17 protein-coding genes and 4 pseudogenes are annotated in these 19033 nt (G+C 70.5%); 9 read left to right on the forward strand and 12 right to left on the reverse strand.

The window, feature by feature from the left end:
- The first annotated feature begins 12 nt into the window (after positions 1–12).
- Positions 13–943: pseudogene (locus ABZ318_RS22420) on the forward strand (IS5 family transposase).
- Between the two features lie 827 nt (positions 944–1770).
- Here ABZ318_RS22420 and ABZ318_RS22425 read toward each other — a convergent pair.
- Positions 1771–2034: a hypothetical protein gene (locus ABZ318_RS22425; protein ID WP_356904248.1), complete on the reverse strand. Its 264-nt coding sequence runs from the start codon at positions 2032–2034 to the stop codon at positions 1771–1773.
- A 504-nt stretch (positions 2035–2538) separates the two neighbouring features.
- Here ABZ318_RS22425 and ABZ318_RS22430 point away from each other — a divergent pair.
- Positions 2539–3153, forward strand: coding sequence for a DUF3995 domain-containing protein (locus ABZ318_RS22430; RefSeq protein WP_356904249.1), 615 nt, complete (start codon positions 2539–2541; stop codon positions 3151–3153).
- 294 nt (positions 3154–3447) lie between these two features.
- Here ABZ318_RS22430 and ABZ318_RS22435 read toward each other — a convergent pair whose 3' ends face one another.
- On the reverse strand, positions 3448–3633 hold the full coding sequence (locus tag ABZ318_RS22435) for a hypothetical protein (protein ID WP_356904250.1): 186 nt from the start codon (positions 3631–3633) through the stop codon (positions 3448–3450).
- A gap of 333 nt (positions 3634–3966) precedes the next feature.
- Here ABZ318_RS22435 and ABZ318_RS22440 point away from each other — a divergent pair, with 333 nt between their 5' ends.
- Both ABZ318_RS22440 and ABZ318_RS22445 read left to right on the forward strand, forming a co-directional pair.
- On the forward strand, positions 3967–4656 hold the full coding sequence (locus ABZ318_RS22440; protein ID WP_356904251.1) for a transposase: 690 nt from the start codon (positions 3967–3969) through the stop codon (positions 4654–4656).
- Entirely contained in the window at positions 4653–5153 is a 501-nt protein-coding gene (locus ABZ318_RS22445; RefSeq protein ID WP_356904252.1) for a hypothetical protein, read from the forward strand. The genes ABZ318_RS22440 and ABZ318_RS22445 overlap by 4 nt, the downstream gene beginning before the upstream one ends.
- A gap of 8 nt (positions 5154–5161) precedes the next feature.
- On the opposite strand, the pseudogene ABZ318_RS22450 reads toward ABZ318_RS22445, so the two are convergent.
- Positions 5162–5722: pseudogene (locus tag ABZ318_RS22450) on the reverse strand (IS630 family transposase); the annotation flags it as partial.
- Between the two features lie 77 nt (positions 5723–5799).
- On the reverse strand, positions 5800–6531 hold the full coding sequence (locus tag ABZ318_RS22455) for a class I SAM-dependent methyltransferase (protein ID WP_356904264.1): 732 nt from the start codon (positions 6529–6531) through the stop codon (positions 5800–5802).
- A gap of 228 nt (positions 6532–6759) precedes the next feature.
- Between ABZ318_RS22455 and ABZ318_RS22460 the strand changes: the two genes are divergently transcribed.
- On the forward strand, positions 6760–7575 hold the full coding sequence (locus tag ABZ318_RS22460; RefSeq protein WP_356904253.1) for a hypothetical protein: 816 nt from the start codon (positions 6760–6762) through the stop codon (positions 7573–7575).
- On the opposite strand, the pseudogene ABZ318_RS22465 reads toward ABZ318_RS22460, so the two are convergent.
- Positions 7554–8042 (reverse strand): annotated as a pseudogene (locus ABZ318_RS22465) (hypothetical protein); the annotation flags it as partial. The gene ABZ318_RS22460 and the pseudogene ABZ318_RS22465 overlap by 22 nt on opposite strands.
- A 618-nt stretch (positions 8043–8660) precedes the next feature.
- Positions 8661–9464 (reverse strand): restriction endonuclease, encoded by an 804-nt coding sequence (locus ABZ318_RS22470; protein ID WP_356904254.1) that lies wholly within the window; start codon positions 9462–9464, stop codon positions 8661–8663.
- Between the two features lie 364 nt (positions 9465–9828).
- On the opposite strand from ABZ318_RS22470, the gene ABZ318_RS22475 reads away from it, so the two are divergent.
- Positions 9829–10092, forward strand: coding sequence for a hypothetical protein (locus ABZ318_RS22475; RefSeq protein ID WP_356904255.1), 264 nt, complete (start codon positions 9829–9831; stop codon positions 10090–10092).
- 368 nt (positions 10093–10460) lie between these two features.
- Positions 10461–11360 carry a GNAT family N-acetyltransferase gene (locus tag ABZ318_RS22480; protein ID WP_356904256.1) on the forward strand — a complete coding sequence of 300 codons (900 nt, stop codon included), beginning with the start codon at positions 10461–10463 and terminating at the stop codon, positions 11358–11360.
- Between the two features lie 202 nt (positions 11361–11562).
- On the opposite strand, the gene ABZ318_RS22485 is transcribed toward ABZ318_RS22480, so the two are convergent.
- Entirely contained in the window at positions 11563–12525 is a 963-nt protein-coding gene (locus ABZ318_RS22485; RefSeq protein ID WP_356904257.1) for a TetR/AcrR family transcriptional regulator C-terminal domain-containing protein, read from the reverse strand.
- Between the two features lie 166 nt (positions 12526–12691).
- Between ABZ318_RS22485 and ABZ318_RS22490 the strand changes: the two genes are divergently transcribed.
- Positions 12692–13801 carry an FAD-dependent monooxygenase gene (locus tag ABZ318_RS22490; RefSeq protein WP_356904258.1) on the forward strand — a complete coding sequence of 370 codons (1110 nt, stop codon included), beginning with the start codon at positions 12692–12694 and terminating at the stop codon, positions 13799–13801.
- Between the two features lie 190 nt (positions 13802–13991).
- Here the strand turns inward: ABZ318_RS22490 and ABZ318_RS22495 are convergent, their stop codons facing one another.
- From ABZ318_RS22495 to ABZ318_RS22510, 4 genes and pseudogenes are all read right to left on the reverse strand, one after another.
- Positions 13992–14300 carry a sulfurtransferase TusA family protein gene (locus ABZ318_RS22495; RefSeq protein ID WP_356904259.1) on the reverse strand — a complete coding sequence of 103 codons (309 nt, stop codon included), beginning with the start codon at positions 14298–14300 and terminating at the stop codon, positions 13992–13994.
- Entirely contained in the window at positions 14297–14962 is a 666-nt protein-coding gene (locus tag ABZ318_RS22500; RefSeq protein WP_356904260.1) for a class I SAM-dependent methyltransferase, read from the reverse strand. The genes ABZ318_RS22495 and ABZ318_RS22500 overlap by 4 nt, the downstream gene beginning before the upstream one ends.
- A gap of 326 nt (positions 14963–15288) precedes the next feature.
- Positions 15289–15477, reverse strand: a pseudogene (locus tag ABZ318_RS22505) (DUF5990 family protein); the annotation flags it as partial.
- A 19-nt stretch (positions 15478–15496) separates the two neighbouring features.
- Positions 15497–16525 (reverse strand): LysR family transcriptional regulator ArgP, encoded by a 1029-nt coding sequence (locus ABZ318_RS22510; protein WP_356904261.1) that lies wholly within the window; start codon positions 16523–16525, stop codon positions 15497–15499.
- 69 nt (positions 16526–16594) lie between these two features.
- On the opposite strand from ABZ318_RS22510, the gene ABZ318_RS22515 reads away from it, so the two are divergent.
- Positions 16595–17215 (forward strand): LysE/ArgO family amino acid transporter, encoded by a 621-nt coding sequence (locus tag ABZ318_RS22515; RefSeq protein WP_356904262.1) that lies wholly within the window; start codon positions 16595–16597, stop codon positions 17213–17215.
- 252 nt (positions 17216–17467) lie between these two features.
- On the opposite strand, the gene ABZ318_RS22520 is transcribed toward ABZ318_RS22515, so the two are convergent.
- A complete protein-coding gene (locus tag ABZ318_RS22520; protein ID WP_356904265.1) occupies positions 17468–18739 on the reverse strand; it encodes a geranylgeranyl reductase family protein in 1272 nt (423 codons plus the stop codon).
- Positions 18740–19033: the final 294 nt, after the last annotated feature.

Genomic DNA, 19033 nt, shown 5'->3' on the forward strand with positions numbered 1-19033 from the left:
GTTAGTGCGGGCATGGGGCGGGGTGATCTGAGTGATGCCGAGTGGGAACGGCTGCGGCCGTTCCTGCCGGTCAGTAACGGGCGTTGTGGCCGGTGGCGTGATCACCGGCAGGTGATCGACGGGATTCTGCACCGGGTGCGAACCGGCGTTCAGTGGCGTGACCTGCCCGAACGGTTCGGCCCGTGGAAAACCGTCTATGAACGCCACCAGCTCTGGTCCGCCCACGGCACCTGGGAGCGACTGCTCCAGCAGGTCCAGGCCGCAGCCGACGCGGCTGGCGAGATCGACTGGGACATCTCGGTCGACTCCACCATCGTCCGCGCCCATCAGCATGCGGCCGGCGCCCGCACCGACCCGCCGCCGGCCCCGCCTCAAAGGGGGCCGGAAGCCCAGAACACCAGGACGAGACGCCGTGGCAGAGCCTGGTCGCCCGCCTGGTGGAGGTGGTGCTGGAGGCGAGGGCCTGGGCCGCTCGCGCGGCGGGTTCACCAGCAAACTCCACCTGAGCGCGGACGGCCGCTGCCGCCCGCTGTCCCTGGTCGTCACTCCAGGTCAGCGGGCGGACTGCACCCAGTTCAAGCCGGTCCTGGAGAAGATCCGAGTGCCCAGACCTGGCCTGGGCCGACCACGCAAGAAGCCAGACAGCCTCGCGGCCGACAAGGCTTACAGCAACGGCCCCATCCGCGAGTACCTGCGACGACGGGGAATCCGACACACCATCCCGGAGAAAATCGACAGCCAGGCGGCCCGCATACGCAAGGGCTCACATGGCGGTCGGCCGCCCAGCTTCGACGAGATCCGCTACAAGAAGCGCAACACGGTCGAGCGGGCGATCAACCGCCTGAAGCAGTTCCGGGCGGTCGCCACTCGTTACGACAAGCGCGGCTACGTCTACCTCGGCACCGCGACCGCGGCAGCCCTCACCATCTGGCTACGAACTTGATCGGCCGGACAAGTCCTAGGTGACGAGGGACCGGGAATGACGATCGGTCCCTCGGCTCGGGCCCGGGCGAGGGCAGTGGCGGCCTCTGGCAGCCCGAGGCCCCCACGACGGCGCCAAGGGCCGCAGCGCGTCGGGGCTGCGGGCTCAGGTCAGCCAATCCAGTCTCGGAATCGGGCGTGTGAGGGTCCGCACGCGCCGTCGGCCAAGGCATCCTCGTAAGCCTGCCGGGCTACGGCTTCCCACTCTTCCCCCGAAGTGCCGGCGGACATGAGGGACCCTGAGCCGACTGCGTAGGTCGTGCATCGTGGATAGACCGGCTGAACGGCGTACCACCCGAAGGCGACGACGGCAGCCAGCATGGCCAGGGCGATGAAGCTGCGTCTGGGTGTGTGGAAGAACGGGTTGATCACCTATGGATGGTACGGAGCGTGCCTGACCCGCTGGCCCGCGCCCCACTCCGTCACAGACGGGGCGACGATCCCCGCAGCTCTAAGGCAAATGCATTGGCCCGCGACGGGCCCCGTGGGCGCTGCCCTTCACGCCCCGAGTGTCGAACTTCCCTAGGTCTCCAGCGCCGGCCGGCGCCGGTACAGCGGCGTCGCCCCGCGCCGCCGGGGCGGCCGGTACGACGGGCTCGGCCGGAGCGACCGAAGCTCCGGCAAGCACCGACGGCGGGGCGACCGGGACGGTGGGAGCAGTCGGAGCCTTCTCGGCGGCCGGGATCGGGGTGGAGGCCGGCGGCGCGCTCGCCGCGCCTCCTCTGCGGTCAAGTGCTGCGGGAAGCCGTCCGATGCGTGTTGTGCGGGTTGCCCGCACAACACGCACGGCTAGGTCGGCGGTACGGAGGCGAGAGTCTTGGGCTGACCGTAGCCGTCGGAAATGCAGGTGCTGGGAATGAGGTCGGTGGCCGAGTCAGGGCTCTCGTGCTCCAGGGCTGTCAGTGCGGCGGCGGCCTCGTCCAGGACGAGGGTGGCCGCCGGGGACGGGGTACCGCTACGGGCGGGAAGCGACTGCGTACCGGCCGCCGATCCGTCGGCGCGCAGGGGCCCGGAAGGAAACGCGCCGTGCCCCGCGCCGAAGTGTGGAGGCACACAGGGGACACTCCGACGCCCAGTCGCCTCGCTCACGGTCACCGTAGGGGGTGTCAGCCGCTGATCCGCCGGCCTGGCCATCGGCTTCATGTGGACGTACGGGAAGCTCGGTGAGAGAGACCTCCTGTCCCAGGTTCAGCTTCCCAGCAGGTACCCCCGGCCCGGCTCGGCCCTCTCATGCTGAACGGCCCGTACCCCTGCCTGGTACGGGCCGTTCAGCTGTCCATGCACCTGCCGGAAGGGGAGACGGCAGGCGCATGGACAGTCAGAGCGGTCCCATGCGCTCAGCACCCACCTGCCCCCGATCCTCCGTCTCATTCCCGGACCGGCCAAGGCAATCGACGAGGGACGGACACAAGGCCGGGCACGGGAGGCCCGCCGCCCTACTCAGGGGCGCGGAGCCGTACCGGAGATGGCGCGATCGAAGGGGGCTCCCCCGCGCGGTGGGGCGTGATCGTTCGCGCGGACGACGTCCTGTCTTCGAGGTTCGGCAACGGTGGAGTCGTGACGATCAAGCATTCTTTGGACGATGCGGTGCGTCCGGCCCTGAGCCGGGCGACCCGCTTCCGTCCGGGCAGGTGGCCCGGGTTCGCCGCTGCGGCATGGGGGGTCCTGTTCGCGGTACCCAGTTTCGTCTGGGCGTCGGGTGGCACCTTCGGTGTACAGGCGACGGTGGCTCCGTCGCTGGTCGAGCTTGCTCATGACCGGGTGACGTGGTTCCTGGCCGTCTTGTGGCTGACCGGTCTTCTGAAGCTCTTCGGGGCGGCGATCGGTATCGGCCTGACGCGCCGTCGCGGCAAGTGGACCGGCCGGTTCATGGTGTTCTGCGGCGGCGGCGCGGCAGTGCTGCTCGTCTGGCACGGATGTCTGTTCGTGGGCCACGGAGTGCTGGTCGAGGCTGGAGCGTGGGATGCGGCGCCTGATCTGGTCGGGCTGACCCGCTGGTACCTCTACCTGTGGGGGCCGTGGTTCATTGCCGGCGGCCTGGCCTTTGCCGCGGCCGCCACGCACTATGTCCGCCGGCACGATGACCGGCATGAAGGGATGCTTTACGGCTCTGCGGGGGCGCTGGGCGCGTTGCTCCTGTCTTTGGCCTCGGTAGTCACCGGGATTGGTTGACGGTTCGTTCGTCAGGTGAGCGCGGCCGTGGTGTCGTAGAAGGTGTCATTCACGACGCGACCGCCGATGCCGATGCTGATGGCATCGGACCGGGTCTGGCGGGGCCGCGGCAGCGAGGGGCCACGAGGACGACCGCGATGAGTCAGCGGGCGGTCTCGGGGTCCTCTGCGACGGGCAAGGCCCCGAGACCACACGTCACCAGGACGATCCGGACGAGGCCGGCTTCTCCTGAACGCTCACTTCCTCGGCCTCTTCATGGTCACGGGAGGTGGCGGAGTCTCCAGGACGAGACCCTCAAGGACGAGACCAGGGGCGCCGCCTGGCGCTGCGGCCGGCACCGATGCCCGCCGTCTGGAGGGCGAGGGCGGTCAGCCCGAGCAACATCACGTTCGTCGAGCTGAACGCATCGTTGGTGGCGATGTCCGCCGCGTTGATCAGGAACGCGAAGAAGAACAGCACCGCCGCGACTATGCCGAGCATGGGTACGCTCCTTTCGAAGGATGCTGCTCGTATGCCCCTGCATCGTCGTTGCAAGCCTGCGGGGACTGCCGGCCGGCGGATCATGTGCAGGGAGCGCAGGTGGCGGCAGATCTCCAGGACTTGGAGCGGTTCTTGGTCTCCTTTATGTGGCCGTAGAGGCGGCCCCTGGCAAGGTCGTGTGCGGCAAACAGGTGCCTCGCGCCGTGCGGGGAGCAATGCTCAGGACGTGTGGATCAGCCCTGGGAGGGACGCGGAGGGCGTACCTTCCCGATTGATCCTTTGATGGTCACCGAGTAGGCCCGCGTTCGCAGCGCGGGTCGGGAAGGCACGCCCGTGCTCAGCGTAGTGAACGCCGACGGCTCCACCGAGTCCGGCTCCCTGCTCGACGAGATCGTCCGCGAGGGCGCACGGCGGATACTCGCCGCCGCGCTGGAGGCCGAAGCCAACCAGTACATGGCCGAGTTGGTCACCGAGACGGACGAGGCCGGGCGCCGCCTGGTGGTCCGCACCGGCCACCACCGGCCTCGTACCGTGACCACCGCCGCGGGTCCTGTCGAGGTCACGGCGCCGCGCGTGAACGACAAGCGGGTGGACGCGGCCACCGGCGAGCGGCTGCGGGAGTCGGCCGAGTCGTGGGCCGACCTGCCGCGTGACTGCCGCCGACGCGGCATGCGCGATCCCGAGCTGGTCGTCGGCGACGGCGCGAAGTTCCCCAAGGCCGTCGCGAAGATCACCGAGGATCGGGAGGAACTGTTGGCGTTCTACGACTTCCCGGTCGAGCACTGGATCCACCTGCGGACCATGAATCCGATCGAGTCGACCTTCTCCACCGTCAGGCTCCGCACCAAGGTCACTCGCGGCGCCGGCAGCCCGGCCGCAGCCTTCGCGATGGTGTTCAAGCTCGTCGAGTCCGCCCAGGCCCGCTGGCGCGCGGTCGCCGGAGCCCACCTCGTCGCCCTGGTCCGCGCGGGCGCCAGGTTCGGAAACGGCGTCCTGGTCGAGCGACAGAAGCAGGCCGCATGAACCACCACAACGCTCCGCAGGAGGAACCGGCCGAGCACCTCCGCTTCACGGCCTACCTGAGCGAGCTGGAGCAGGTCTCTGACACCGACGAGGCCGACCTGGTCAGCGAAATCCTCACTGATCCGGACCGGACGATGGCCCAGTCCGCCGTTCTGCGGCACCTGGACCGCCGGGCCGGCGACATCCACCCCGGCCCTGCCTACGAGCCATGGGCCGAGCGGATGACCCAGGTCACCGTCCACCATCCGTTCCTGGCCCGTCGCCTGCAGGAATGGTCTCTCTTCCGCGCCGTCACGCTCGGGCAGCCCTGGCGCCGTGACGCCTTGCTCGAGTCCTCCGACTGGCTCCAACTCAAAACCGCCGCCGATCCGAACACCGAGGCCGTTGAGGTCCTCGCCGAGCGCGGTCGCACCAAGCGGATTCGCAACACGGCCAGAATCAACCTCAAGCACTCGAGCCCGCGCTCTGCCGCAAGTCAACGCATCCACAAGTCTTGACCATTGCTCCCGTGCGGGCGGGGGTAGGTCGACCACCGCCGGGGCCGGGCTTCGCGAGCGGGATCCTTTGCCTCCCGCCGTACTCGGCCCACTGGCTGAGAGGACCGAACTCGCCCAGGAAGAAGGCGACTTCGGGTTCGCCCTCCTCGGGGATGATCTCGCCGTCGGCGATCGCGCAGAGGTGCTCCACACGGGCTTTCTTCGTGGCGTAGTCGGGATCGCGGGAGACCTTCCAGGTCTTCACGCATTGAGAGGACACGCCTTCCTCGCGGAGCAGGGCCCGAAGGCCCTCGTGGCTGATGTCGTCGACCACCCCCTCGGCGACCAGGAAGTCCGCCGGCTTGGCCAGGCTCCAGGCCGAGAACGGCAGGCCGTGTCCGGTCGGCCCGGACTTGGCGGTCTTCTTGATCTCCCGAGGCGATCTTCGCCACGGCCATGCCCTGCGCAGCCAGCGGCACCATCTGGGCCCGCCGCCAGGTCACCACCGACCCGGCACCCCTGCGGATGATCCGCAGGAGCCGCCGCCCCTCGTCATCATCGAGCTCACGGACCCGCACTCGCTCAGCCATCAGGACAGCCTCACGGACTCTGCCCCAGCTCCGGACCCGGACAGTACGGCACGATCTGAGACCCCAACCTGATGAGGCTACTTCCGGCGGGCAACCGTGATGATCTCCCGGCTCGTGTCAGTCACGGGTCCGCGGTGCCAGTCACCGTAACGGGCCTCGACAGCCAAGCCCGCCTCGGCCAGGAACCCGTCGAGCCTCACGACGTCGAGGAAGCGCAGGCGCGTGCGGTCGACGCGGAGCACCGAGCCATCGAGCTCGGCTGCCGTACCAGTAAAGGTGACCACGTCGCCAGCCACGGACTCGACCTCGTGCCAGACGCGCAGGGCACGGCCAGAGGCGTCGGTGACCTCGGACGCGTGGGATGGGTTCCAGTCCTCCCAGGCGCGCGCCTGCGGGTGGCGCGTCTCAAACGCGAAGCGGCCCCCCTCGCGAAGTGCCGAACGGATCGCCGCGAGCGAGGCACGCAAGTCATCGTCGGTGACGAGGCATTGGAACGCGTGACTGACCATCGTCGCAAGGTCGAATTCGGCGTCCCACCTTGCGTCCGCCGCGCCGCCCTCGACCCACTCGATGTCGGTACGGCGCCGGGCCCGAGCAAGTGCGGCGCGATCCGGGTCGAGACCCACGAGACGTCCGGTGTGACCGTGCTCGCGCGCACGGTGCAGCATGCTGCCGGTTCCACAACCGACGTCCAAGACCGAGCCCGCGGCCATGACCAGCTCGTCATAGAAGGCATCGCTGGGCCAAAGTACGGGATTCCACGGGTTCAGCAGGTCGTACAGCTCGGCTGCATCAGCATCTGAGAACACCGCGACAGTATCCACGCACCGACAACCGCTCCCAACCGGTTGACCATGACGAGGCGAACGTTGCCTGATGCGGCACTAGGTCTGGCGGCCGGCGCCGGTGCGGCGATCACGTTCGGCGCGGCCGGCTGTTCCCGGCTGGTGGGCGCGTACACCGGCCGAGTGCTCGCCGGCAACCGTCCCGAGTAAATCCGATGGCACCGACAGCTGTCGGGCGACAAGACTGCACTGGTGAACACCCTGCCACCGCCGCCTGACCCGCTCCTCCTGCCGGTACGGGACCCGCGCGCCCGCGACCTCGTTCTCGACTATGCGGACATGCACGCCCTGGTTGCCGACCTGGTTCTGCCCGGTGGCGCGTCGATGTACGTCATGAGCGCGATGGAAACCTCCCGCGAGCTGATCCGGCACTCCTACTACCGGTACGAGTTCGCCACCGTCGCCGTCGCGCATTCCCTGTTCGCCCTGGAGCACGTCCTCGTCGAGCGTCTGGGCACGGACGAACCGCTCCACGTCCTCATCGAGCGAGCCACCGGCGCAGGGCTCATTACGGCCGGACTCGCTGCCGAACTCGACCGCAGCCGACTGCTGCGCGACAAGCTCACGCAGGGCGCCGAGTCAAGTGCCGCCCTCCGCCCGCTCCGGGCCCTCGCAATGGTGCGTGCCGTCTTCGAGGCCGTCTCCCTGCTCCTTCGCCCAGCGTCCGCGGCAGAAGCGACAGCCGCCGACGTGGGCGGAGCGCAGCCCGAAGGCGGACTCGCCGGGTTGTGGGAGGACCACCTGCGCGCCTCGTTCCCCGACGGTTTCCGCGGCGTGGACTTCGACGGCGTGGACCTGGTCCTCCTGGACGCCGACGTCGCCGGCCTCGTACAGAGGGAACTGAAGGGCGGACTCGACGACAGCGGCATCACCTACCTGTGGGGCTGCATCGCCGACCTCGACAAGATCGTGCCCCTGATCAACGAGGAGTACTGCGCCTCCTACTTTGCGAAACTTCGGACGTTGGCCCAGGTCGCGGCGGCGCCCTACATCCCCACCGCAATCTGACCACCGGGGGTTGAAACAGACTCGGGGTTTCCCACGGCCCTTGTCAGGGCCGTGGTTCGGTCCCGTTCGATCAGGCTCTCTGGGCGTTTGGCGGTTTGCCCACTTCGTAGCGGGTGGCGGGCTGCTTGTTCTTCGAGCCGAGTGGCCGGCCTGGTCCAGGCGAGTCGGCTGGGCTCTGCCGGTCGCTCCCCGAGCCGGCCCAGGTCCACGTCGGCGCCGCCCATTCCGGTCTTGGAGGACCACAGCCACAGGGGCAGTGGGTCGCCGCCGGGCAGGTGGTCGACCTCCAGACGGGTCAGGGTGCTCTTGATCAGGGGGAGTTCGCCATCGTGGTCGCTCCAGGCTGAGCGAGTGGTCAGGCGGGGGTGGATCCGGTCCCAGGCCATGGCCGGGGCAGCACCGTAGCGGTCGGTGACTTGGACCGTCGCCGCGTCCGGCTCACCCCAGCTCTCCGGCCTGGCGAAACGGAGAAGTCGTCCCGGAAGCCGGAAGTGTGACGCCACAGCGAACGCGCCCCGCTGGACACTGTGATGCAGCAGACTTATTCCCCACGGCCTTCGTGCTGGTCAGGTGCCCCTTCACGGCTCTGCCGAGGTGGCGCCGGATGGCATCTCATGCTTCGTCGTCGGGAAGAAGGCGCCCGCGACCTGCTCCACGAGGAAGTCGTGGACGGCTGATCCGGTGGCGGCGATCAGAGAGGGACCCTCCGGATTTCCGTGCTTCGGTTCCCTGGACTCTCCGAGGAAGCGGTCTGCATGTGGGTTCTCGCCGGTCGTCGCCAGGAGAGCAGTCGATCAGCTGCCCGACATCTCCCGGGCGGGCTGCGGAACTGCCCCGACGGGAAAGGCCACAGCCTCGTCGAAGTGGGTTCGGGCCGGCAGGTAGTGGGCCGACAACAGGCAGGCCACCAGCCAGCAGTGGACACCACCCCCACACGTGCGGGGATGGTTCCGCATCGAGCCGTGCTCGGCCTCCCCGTCGCCGTGCTTCCTGACGTGATGGCCAAAGCCCAGTGGCTTCACGCCCGGGGTGGCGGCGTGAGGAGGCCGAAGCGCACGGGCACTACGTCCTCGGTCACGACCATCTCAGCTGTCGAGGATCGTTCCGTCCCGGGTGCCGGGCACCGGTTCGCCCACCCCGGCGACCCAGGGGGCCGGCACCGCCGACGCGGTCCAGGCCGCCAGCTCCGTACCGTCGACGCAGACGATCCCGCAGGAGGCCGCGTATTCCAGGGCCGGCTCCGTGAAGGAGCTGGTGGTGACGAGGACGGCCACGTCGGCCTCGTGCACGGCGTAACAGGTGCCGCCGAACCGCTGGAGGTCGGGAGAGCCGACCCGATGTCCCTCCCCGTACTGCTTGCACTGGAGGACCACACGCCTCCCGTCGGCGGTCGTCGCGATCACGTCCGCGCCGAGGTCGCCGGCGCCGCCGACCACCTCCACGGGGGAACAGCCGTCCCGGGCGCACAGCGCGGCGATCGTGTGCTCAAAACCCTCCGGGTCGACGGCCACGTGGTCCAGCGCCCCGGAGCCGACGGCAGGCGGCGTAGCGGGCTCGGCAACAACCGGGGCGGTGCCCGGTGGGGCGGTGACGGTGTCGAGGGCACCCTCCTCCACGCAGCCGTCCGCATCCGGCAGGCGCGCCGTACCCACCGTCCCGTCCCCGGCGTTCGCTCCCACACCAGCCCCGAGTGCGCCGGTCCGGCGGCGCGTCGGGGCCCTGCCCCACCGGGTCAGCGCCGCCCCGGCACCCAGCAGCAGTACAAGGACGGCGAGGACCGCCGGCAGGTGCGAACCGGACGAGCGGCTCGTCTTGAACATCAGGGCCACACCACCGACCACCACACCCGCGAGCCCCACCACGAGCACCAGGTCTCGCACGGACCTCACCGGGCCCTCCCGTCGCACCGCGCCCCTGCCCCTGCCCCTGCCAGCGACCGTTGCCATACAGCCCCCTCCCTCGTCCCAGTCCGCCTCAGTCGCCCACGGCGCGGCCGGCCGCCTCCTTCAGTACTCCCTCGGCCCGTTCACCCTTCGCCCGGGTCTTCTCATCCCCGCACATGACAGCTCCTGTCGAGGATCGACGACTGACGAAGACCCACCTCACCCCGAACACGCCACCAAAACGCGCTCCGGCCGGTCTTCCCATCCACGAGGCGACGCCGGCCCCAGCCAGCCCAGGCGAACCCGCGCCCGAACCACCACAGCCAGGTCGTAACGGTTGCCGACAACCGCTCGGCCGTGGATGGCACTGTTGCCGCAGACGGTGCTTCCGGCGGCGGGAACGCTGCTGGCCGCCCTTCGTTTCTGGGTCGGTCTGGCCGTCATGGCGGTGGTCAAGGCACCGCTGGTGTTCCACGGACGGGTCCGTATCTCGGCGTGGGCGGCGGATACCGGCCTGCGGGTCCTTCCGGCCCCTGTGGTCCTGGTGGTGTCGGTACTCGTTGTCGTGACGGTCCATCTGACAGTCGTTCGCCGTCAGATCCGCGGTGAACTGCTGTCCCGCCCAGGCCTCTGACCGCCTTCACCGGCTTCCTCGGACACCTGCCGGTGGTGGCGGCTCCCTGGTCCGGGCCGGACGCCCGCCTGCTCGGCGTACTCCCGCCAGGCCTGCAACCCCCACGAGCGGCGGGGGCACTGGCATCGGGGGCCACCGGCCGTACACGGCCCGCCGCTGTCATGAAGATTCCACGGGCACGGGAGGCGGAATCCGTGGACGGGCCCGCGGAAGAGCACGTACTGTGTGGCTTCACGCCCTGAGACGGACGGAAGGAGGCGAGTGCCGTGCAGTTCACACCTTTCCAGCGCTCCCTCTTCCGCTGTCCCGGCGTGGTTCGTCAGTTCTGACCGGGAGCGCTCCAAGCAGCCTGTATCCCGGAGGAATCCATGACCGATACGGTCATCCGCGCGCTCTCCGCGAGCGACGCACATCTTTTCGACGCACTCCCCGACCCCCTCGGCGCCCGTGAAGGCCATCGGCGTACCCGGTTCCGCCCCGACTGGAAGCGCGTCGCCCTGCGCGACGGCGAGGTCGTCGCACGCGGTGCGTGGTGGGGCGGCCCCGACGACTCGGAGCCCGTCAACATCAACTGGTTCGACGTGGCCGAGGGCGAGGAGGAGGCCGGGGCCGAACTCCTGCGCTCGGCTCCCTGGCAGGTCGAACTCGAGATCAACCTGCCCGGCGGCTGGCGGGAAAGGACCGACCTGCGCGCCGGCGCCGAGGCGCGCTTCGCCGCCGCGCGAGCCGCGGGGTACGAACGCCTGGTGGAACGCTTCCTGTATCGCTGGACCCCGGAGCGAGGTCTGCCCGAGCGGCCCGGACGCCTGCGCTTCAGCGCCGAACCCGACGACGCCGTGTTCTTCGACGCGTTGCGCCGCATCCACTCCGTCACCCTGGACGCCCACGCGCTCAGGGCCATCGAGGAGGGCGGCCTCGACCAGGCCGCCCAGGAGGAACTCGACTTCTTCCACTGGTGCCCCTCCCCACGGGAGTGGTGGCAGGTCGCGCACACGCCGGAGGGCGACCTGGCCGGCATCCACATCCCGGCCCACAACCCCTCCGGACCGACCATCGGCTTCATCGGAGTCGTCCCGGAACAGCGTGGTCGCGGCTACGCCTACGACCTGCTTGCGGAGTGCACCCACCACCTCGTCGAACAGGGCGCGGAGTTCGTCAGCGGAGCGACGGACCAGGGCAACTTCCCCATGGCCGCGAACTTCGCCAAGGCCGGCTTCCCCGTCGTCAGAGAACGCGTCAACTTCCACCCGTCGGGCCGGACGGCCTAGCGAGGAGTAGCAGGCGGTGAGTGGTCCGGTCCGAGGGCAGGTCCGGACCGCTTGTCAGTGCCCGGGGAGTGCCGGCCGGGAGATCTTCCACGGCCGTGTCGGGCAGCTCCACCAGCGCTGCCAGGATGGCACGGGCACCGGATCGGCGCGCTCGGCCCGGTCCTCGACGCGCTCGTTCTTGTGTCTACGAGACGGCTTGTGTCTACGAGACGGCTTCCTGGCCTTCGATGACGGAAGTCAGGCCGTCGAGGAGTACCTTGAGGCCGCATTCGAAGAGGTCGTCGAGGCGCAGGTCATAGCCGTCCTCGAAGGCTCCGACCACCTTGGTGAAGGTCGGGAAGCGGCCGGATTCCACCAGTCCCTGGAGAGCGGGGGTGCGGCTGTCCATCCACTGGTCCTCCGACTGGCCCGTGACCTCTTCGGCGTGCGCTTCCATCTCCAGGTGCACAGCCAGGCCCTGGACATGGCTGTAGAGCAGGACGTGGATGTCGAACAGCTTGGTGGGATCGAGTCCGTGGCCGTCGAGGGCCCGCAGCACCCACTCGCCGTGGACCATCAGGTTGGGCACGAGCAGAGGGCGGGTGAGAGAGCCGAGCTGGGCCAGCCACGGGTGCCTGCGGTAGAGGGTCCATAGGGTCCGAGCGCCCAGCTCGAGGCAAGGACGCCACTGTTCGGGGGCGTTGGCGGGGTAGGACTCCTCGCCGAATGCGGTGTCGGCCATGAGCAGGATGAGGTCGTCCTTGCTGGGGACGTACCGGTAGGTCGACATGGCGGCGACGCCGAGCCGTGCCGCTACGCCGCGCATGGAGAGCGCCGACAGTCCTTCGGTGTCGGCGATGTCGATGGCCGTGCGGACGATCCGGTCGAGGCTCAGCTCCTGCTCGGGGTCCGGGACGGGTGACGGGCGCCTGCGGTTCGGCGCGGCGGGGGCCGTTCCGGCGACGACCGTGCCGATCCGGGGTCGCGCCTGGACGAGTCCCTCCAGGCGGAGGGTGGTCAGGGCCTTGGTCGCGGTGGCGAGCGCGACGCCCCATTCCCCGGCGATCTGCCGGGTCGAGGGAACCCGGTCTCCGGGGGCCAGTTCGCCGTCCGCGATGCGCCGCCGGATCTCGGCGACGATGCGCAGGTAGGGCGGGCCACCGGCTGTGCCTGTGCTCTTCGTCACGTCCCGTCGCCTTCCTGTCCTGTACTAGTGCAGAGAGTAGCAGCGGAAATGGCGTAGCCAAGCCAACTGACCTAGTACAGAACCGCAATTGAGCTGGCTGGAGTGAGTGCGCGTGCGGCGTACGTTCAGTGTGCGTACACCGTAAACAGCACTGGAGGAACTTCTCATGCAGACCGTGCTCGTCTCCGGCGGCGGAATCGCCGGGCCCGTCCTCGCCTACTGGCTGCGCCGCCACGGCTTCGCACCCACCGTCGTCGAACGCGCCTCGAACCGACGCCCCGGCGGCCAGGCGGTGGACATACGCGGCGTCGCGCTCGAAGTCGTGGAGCGGATGGGCCTGCTGGAGCAGGCGAGCCGCGTACGGACCCGGATGCGCGGCATGTCGATCCTCGACCCCGACGGCCACGAGGTCGACCGCTCCACCGAGGCGACCTTCAGCAGCGGCCGGCTCGACAGCGAGGACATCGAGCTGCTGCGCGAAGACCTGGCACGGATGGTGTACGAGCACACGCGCGCAGACGTCGAGTACCTCTTCGGCGACAGCGTCACGGCGCTCGGCGAGGACGAGACCGGGGTGCGCGTCGACTTCGCGCACGGACCGTCCCGCACCTTCGACCTCGTGGTGGGAGCCGACGGCCTCCACTCCACCGTACGACACCTGGTCTTCGGCCCGGAGGAGCGTTTCGCCCACCACCTGGGCAGTTACCTCTCGGTGTTCAGCTCGGACAACTTCCTCGCCCTGGACGACTGGCAGATGTGGCTGCGGGACGGCGCCATGGGCTTCGGCATCATGCCCGTACGCGACAACACCGAACTCAGGATCGCCTTCGGTTTCGAGTCCGCCCCTCTTGCCCACGACCTGCGCGACAGCAGCGCCCTGCGGCAGCTCGTCGTGGACAAGCTCGCGTCGATGCGGTGGGAAGGGGCCCGCCTGGCCGAAGCCGCTCGTGAGGCGCCCGACTTCTACTGCGACGCCATGGCCCAGATCCGCATGGACCGGTGGTCGCACGGCCGGGTGACCCTGCTCGGAGACGCCGGCTACTGCCCCTCCCCCCTCTCGGGGCAGGGCACCAGCCTGGCTCTCGTCGGCGCCCACGTGCTGGCCGACTGCCTTGCCCGAACCAACGGCGACCACCGCACCGCGTATGCCCGCTACGAGCGGCGGATGCGCCCCTTCGTCACCCTCAACCAGGCCCTGGCCACCGAGAATCCCGGCGGACCTCCTTCGGAGGAATCCGTCGCGCACGCCAAGAACGCACTCTCACTGGACGGCTGATCCCCTGCCCGGAACTCATCACACAGCAGTAGGGAACGGGCGGCCCACCAGCGGGCGCGCAGGCCGGGACCGGTCAGCGCACGCCAGACCGCCGTCGGCGGGTGCGGCAGGAACTTCTCGCAGTCGAACCCGCTGATCCGTACGCCCGTCCCAGATGAGCATGGTGCGCACCGGTTGCACGATGGTGTGTTCAGTCCCGGAGGGGCGTGGTTGGCGCGGCGTGCCAGGGGGCGTCGCTGCGCGTGGGGCGAGCGTCCGCGACCAGTCGGAGCGCGTACACCGGTCGGCTGCCGGGCAGCGGGCAGAGGTAGTCGTGGCCGACCATGTGGCACCAGGCCGGAAGGTCGAGCGGAGCGGCGGGGTCGGTCGCGATGACGTGGACCACGGTCCCCGGTGCCGCGGCCGCGATCTGTTGGCGCAGGCGCAGCAGGAGCGTGACGCAGAGCAGTCCGGTGCCGTCGACGGTGAGGTCGGGTGCGGGTGTCGGGTCGGTGGTCATCGGGGCAGGGTCTGGGTGACGCGCCACAGACGGCGGGGCAGGTCGCCTTCCTCGAAGGCGTGGACCTCGTCGAGGGTCCAGCCGTCGGCGAGGGAGTCGACGAGGTGGCGGGGGAAGAAGTGCACGGCGAAGCCTCCGTGTTCGTAGATGTCGTCGCCGTGGGAGGTGCCGGCGCCGTAGTGGGCGTCACCGGTGTGGCGGACGGTGTAGACGAGGACTCCGCCGGGGCGCAGGACGCGGCGGATCTCGCCCACGAGGGCGTGGATCTCCCGGGACGACAGGGCCATGCACAGGAGCATGTGCGCGAACACGGCGTCGACGGAGGAGTCCGGCAGGGGCAGCGGCTCGCGCACGTCGTGGAGCGTGGTGGTCACCCGCTCGGCGACGCCCTGGTCCCGGGCGGCCTGCCTGAGCTGCTGCAGGCCGGTGGGGCTGAAGTCGGTGGCGTGGACCGTGAAGCCCTCGCGGGCGAAGTGGAGCGCGTCGCGGCCGTGTCCGGCACCCAGTTCCAGTACGTCGGCGGCACCGGCTGCACGGAAGACCCGCGCGGCGTGGACGGCGGGTGCGGAGGGCTCCGCGCCGTACATGCCGGGGTGGGCGGTGTAGGTGCTCTGCCAGTGCTGCCGTTGTGTTTCGGCCAGGTCCTTGGCGTCGTCGCTCATGTCCGCTCGTTTCCCTTGCCGGATCTGCCGGATCTGCCGGATCTGCTGGATCTGCCGGACAGCCTGGAGGGCGCTGGTCAGGGCCCACCCGCGGCGCCTGCCGCCGAACCTGCGGGCCGAAGCGTGCGACTGCCGACCGGGCCGCGACCGCTGCGGTCGAACCGCCCCGGACACGGCATACGAAGGATGCCATGAAGAACGGCACCGGCCGACAGATCCACGGCGGCGACGTCCTCGTCGTGCTCACCAACGGACGCTTCTCACGCCCCGCCCTCGACTTCGCCACCTCCCAGCGCCTCCACCCGGCGGCGGCGGTGCGCTCCAGCGGTCCAGGTCGCACTTGTGGCATCTTCGGGCTGCGGGCCCAGGAGTTCGGCCGGGTGGTCTCGGCGTTGGACCGCCCCATGGACGTTCCGGTGGGCAGCGTCGGAGGGAGCCCCGGACGGACAGGTGAGGCCGGGCGGCTCGACGGCGTCGCTACGGATGCGCGTCCCACCAGCCTGGCGCGGTGAGATCCCGGAACCCTCCGCGGCCTCATGCCCTTCGGTCCGTTCGACCGGGCCATTGGTCTTTGGCAGCTCCACGTGCGGGTCCTCGGTCGGTGCCACGCACCGCTGTGCCCGCGCCTGCCGTACCGGCCGGGGCTGTCCATGGCCGGCCGGCGCCTTGGGGCAGCAGCGCCTCGGCGGCGACCGCCGCGACCGCCGCGGCGACCGCGGACAGGGCGGGCGAGTCCAGCTTCCACTGCTGCCAGTAGAGCGGGACGTCCATGGGCCGGCCTGCGGCGAGCTCCACCAGTCGGCCGGCCCGCAACAGCGGCGCGGCCTGCGGTTCGGGTACCAGGCCCCAGCCGAGGCCGGCGGCCACCGCGTCCCGAAACCCGTCCGAGGCCGGCACCATGTGCCGGATCTTCCCGGCCCCCGACCGGCCCCGGGTCAGCGCCCGGACGAAGGTGTCCTGCAGTTCGTCACGCCGGTCGAACACCACGGTGGGCGCCTCACGCAGGTCCTCGGCCAGGTCTCCGGTCAGGTGCCGGGCCGCGAATTCCGGAGTGGCCACGGCCAGATAGCGGGCCAGTCCCAGGAGGCGTACGGTGCAGCCGGCCACCGGGTCGGGCGAGGAGGTGACGGCCGCCATCACCTGCCCCTCGCGCAGCAGGGCGGTGGTGTGGGACTCGTCCTCCCGGTAGAGCTCGAAGCAGACCGGATGGTCCTGCGGCACCCGGGTGAGCGCGGGCAGGAACCAGGTGGCGAGGGAGTCCGCGTTGACCGCCACCGGAATCCGGGCGGGGCCCTGCTCTGCCGCCAGCCCCAGTTCGGCGCGGGCGTCCCGCTCCAACCGAGCCAGCTGCCGGGCGAACCTGACCACCACCTCGCCGGACTCGGTGGCCCGCACCGGCTTGGTGCGCAGCAGCAGGACCCGCCCGGTGCGCTGTTCCAGGGCCTTGACGCGCTGGCTGACGGCGGAGGGGGTCACGTGCAGGGCGGCGGCCGCGGCGTCGAAGGTGCCTTCGTCGACCACCGCCAGCAGGGTTCTGACCTGGTCCAGGGGGAGCTCATCCATAAGTAGTGCTAAGGGTACGTAAGAATCCTTAGCTGTACTCATTCCTCGGCGATTCGTACGGTCGAGGTCATGACCAGCAGCATCGCCGCCGTACTCGCCGGATTCGGTACGGGCCTCTCCCTCATCGTGGCCATCGGAGCCCAGAACGCCTTCGTCCTGCGCCAGGGCGTCCGCCGCCACGCCGTCCTCGCGGTGGTGGCCATCTGCGCCGTCTCCGACGCGGTGCTGATCGCGCTCGGAGTCGCCGGGGTGGGCGCGGTGGTCACGGCCTGGCCGGCGATGCTGACCGCGGTCGGCATCGCGGGCGGGGCGTTCCTGCTCTGCTACGGGGTCCTGGCCGCCCGGAGGGTCCTGAGCCCGGGCCCGGCGGCCACGCTCACGGCCGGCGGCCCGGACACGGGTTCCGCCCGACGGGCGGTCCTGACCTGCCTGGCCATGACGTGGCTGAACCCGCACGTGTACCTGGACACCGTTCTCCTGGTGGGCTCGCTCGCCTCCGACCGCGGCGACCTGCGCTGGGCCTTCGGCGCGGGCGCGGCCCTGGCCAGCCTGGGCTGGTTCTTCGCCCTGGGCTTCGGCGCGCGCCTGCTGTCGGGCGTGCTCTCCCGTCCCAAGGCCTGGCGGGTCCTGGACGGCCTGGTCGCGGTGACCATGCTGGCGATGGGCGCGATGCTGGTCGCCGGAGCGTAGACCGCCTCTGCCGGACGGCTGTCCGTGGCCCGGAGCGCGGGACCGGCCACCGTCCTGGCCCCGTTCTCCGAGCACGACCTTCACGACGGCCTGCGGGTCCTGGGATCCCACCGCATCACCTCACGCTCCTTCCCCGCGACACCCTTGCCGCCGCGCCGTATGCCCCTGGCCGTCGACACGCCCTTGGTCGTCGGTCCTGTTCTGAGCGTGAGAAGCCGTACGGGGGGCAGGGCCGGGCGGGAGCCGGGGCGGCTACCGGCGCGGTGCGGGAACGAGGCGCAGGAGTGTGTGAAGGACGGCATCGATCGTGTCCTGCGCGGGCTCGTCGCTGACATGGGTCAGCAGGCGGGCCAGGATCCTCAGCAGTTGCGGCGAGGCCATCACCCGGGGGTGGAGGATGGGACGGTAGCCGAACCGGGAGAAGAACAGGTCGCCCGCGGCGTTGCCCAGCCGGTAGTAGCGCGCCCACCGGCGCCGGATCTCGGCCGGGTAGTGGTGCAGCGCGTCTTCCCGGCGCGGGCCGGCCGGACGGGCCAGCGCCAGGGCGATGGTCTCCGCCGCCACCTCGGCGGCCTCCATCGCCTGGGCGATGCCCTCGCCGCTCCACGGGCTGACCATGCCGGCGCTGTCACCCACGAGCAGCAGGCCCCGGCGGTACTGCGGACGCCTGTTCAGGCCCATCGGCAGCGGCGCGCTGCGCAAGGGGGAATCCGCGGTCTCCTCACGCAGGCCCCACTCCTCGGGCAGGCGGGGCAGCCAGTGTTCCAGCGTCGCCCGCAGGTCCGCGGTCCGGCGCCGGCGCTGCTGCGGCAGCGCGCCGAGGCCCACATTGACGCGGCCGTCCCCCAGGGGAAACACCCATCCGTAACCGGGCAGGTCGAGTCCGGTGCGCGGACAGCGCAGGTCGGCCCACAGCTCCAGGTAGGGGTCGTGGGTGCGGGCCTCGCTGCGGTAGTACCGGCGGGCAGCCGCCGCGACGGGCCTCTTCGCGTCCCGTACGAACCCCAGGCCGAGAGCCGTACGCGCCGAGGCGCCGTCGGCCGCGACCACCAACGGGGCCCGGTAACGGACCGGTTCCGCTCCCGGCCCCTGGGAGGCGGTCACACCGGTGACGTGCCCTGCCCGGTCGGTCAGGGTGCCCGTCACCTTCACACGGGTACGCAGGCGCGCTCCGGTGGCGCTCGCGTGCGTGGCGAGCAGGTCGTCGAAGTCGTGCCGACTGCGGGTGAGCCCGAAGTCCGGGAAGGCGCCCAGACGCGGCCAGTCCAGCTCCGCCCGGTGTCCGCCGCAGACCCAGCGCATCCCCTTGTTCCGCATCCAGCCCGGCGCGTCGATGTCGATGCCGAGCCGCACCAACTGGTGCACGGCGCCCGGGGTCAGCCCGTCACCGCACACCTTCTCCCGGGGGAAGCCGCTCTTCTCCAGGAGCAGTACGTCCACACCCGCTCGCGCCAGGTGCACCGCGGCGGCGGAGCCCGCCGGCCCCGCCCCCACCACGATGACCTGAGCCTCCTCGTCGCCCACGCCGTCAGATCCACCGCGGTTGCCGTCGCTGCCGCCACCCTCGTCACTTTTGGTGATCACTCCCCTACTATGCCCCTCGACGGGCATCGGCAGTCCGTGCGGCGCGACCGAGGCGACCGGGCGAGGGGGAAGCCCCCTGGGGGTCAGGGGGCTTCCGTTCGCCGCCGTGCGTGGTACCGGATCACGCCCCGAGCAGCCGGCCGAGCACGGCGTACGAGAGCGGGAAACCGGAGACGCCGACGCCCATCGCCACGATGGACTCGCCGAGGGCGATGATCACGATCAGACCGTGCC

The organism is Streptomyces sp. NPDC006197, from assembly GCF_040613865.1.
In the GTDB taxonomy this organism is placed as follows: domain Bacteria; phylum Actinomycetota; class Actinomycetes; order Streptomycetales; family Streptomycetaceae; genus Streptomyces.

Bases quoted from the DNA above. Each gene is read 5' to 3' on its own strand.
- ABZ318_RS22435 (WP_356904250.1), bottom strand. From the start codon at position 3,633: ATGCTCGGCATAGTCGCGGCGGTGCTGTTCTTCTTCGCGTTCCTGATC.
- ABZ318_RS22445 (WP_356904252.1), top strand. From the start codon at position 4,653: ATGAACCACCACAACGCTCCGCAGGAGGAACCGGCCGAGCACCTCCGC.
- ABZ318_RS22480 (WP_356904256.1), top strand. From the start codon at position 10,461: ATGACCGATACGGTCATCCGCGCGCTCTCCGCGAGCGACGCACATCTT.
- ABZ318_RS22490 (WP_356904258.1), top strand. From the start codon at position 12,692: ATGCAGACCGTGCTCGTCTCCGGCGGCGGAATCGCCGGGCCCGTCCTC.
- ABZ318_RS22495 (WP_356904259.1), bottom strand. From the start codon at position 14,300: ATGACCACCGACCCGACACCCGCACCCGACCTCACCGTCGACGGCACC.
- ABZ318_RS22500 (WP_356904260.1), bottom strand. From the start codon at position 14,962: ATGAGCGACGACGCCAAGGACCTGGCCGAAACACAACGGCAGCACTGG.
- ABZ318_RS22510 (WP_356904261.1), bottom strand. From the start codon at position 16,525: ATGGATGAGCTCCCCCTGGACCAGGTCAGAACCCTGCTGGCGGTGGTC.
- ABZ318_RS22515 (WP_356904262.1), top strand. From the start codon at position 16,595: ATGACCAGCAGCATCGCCGCCGTACTCGCCGGATTCGGTACGGGCCTC.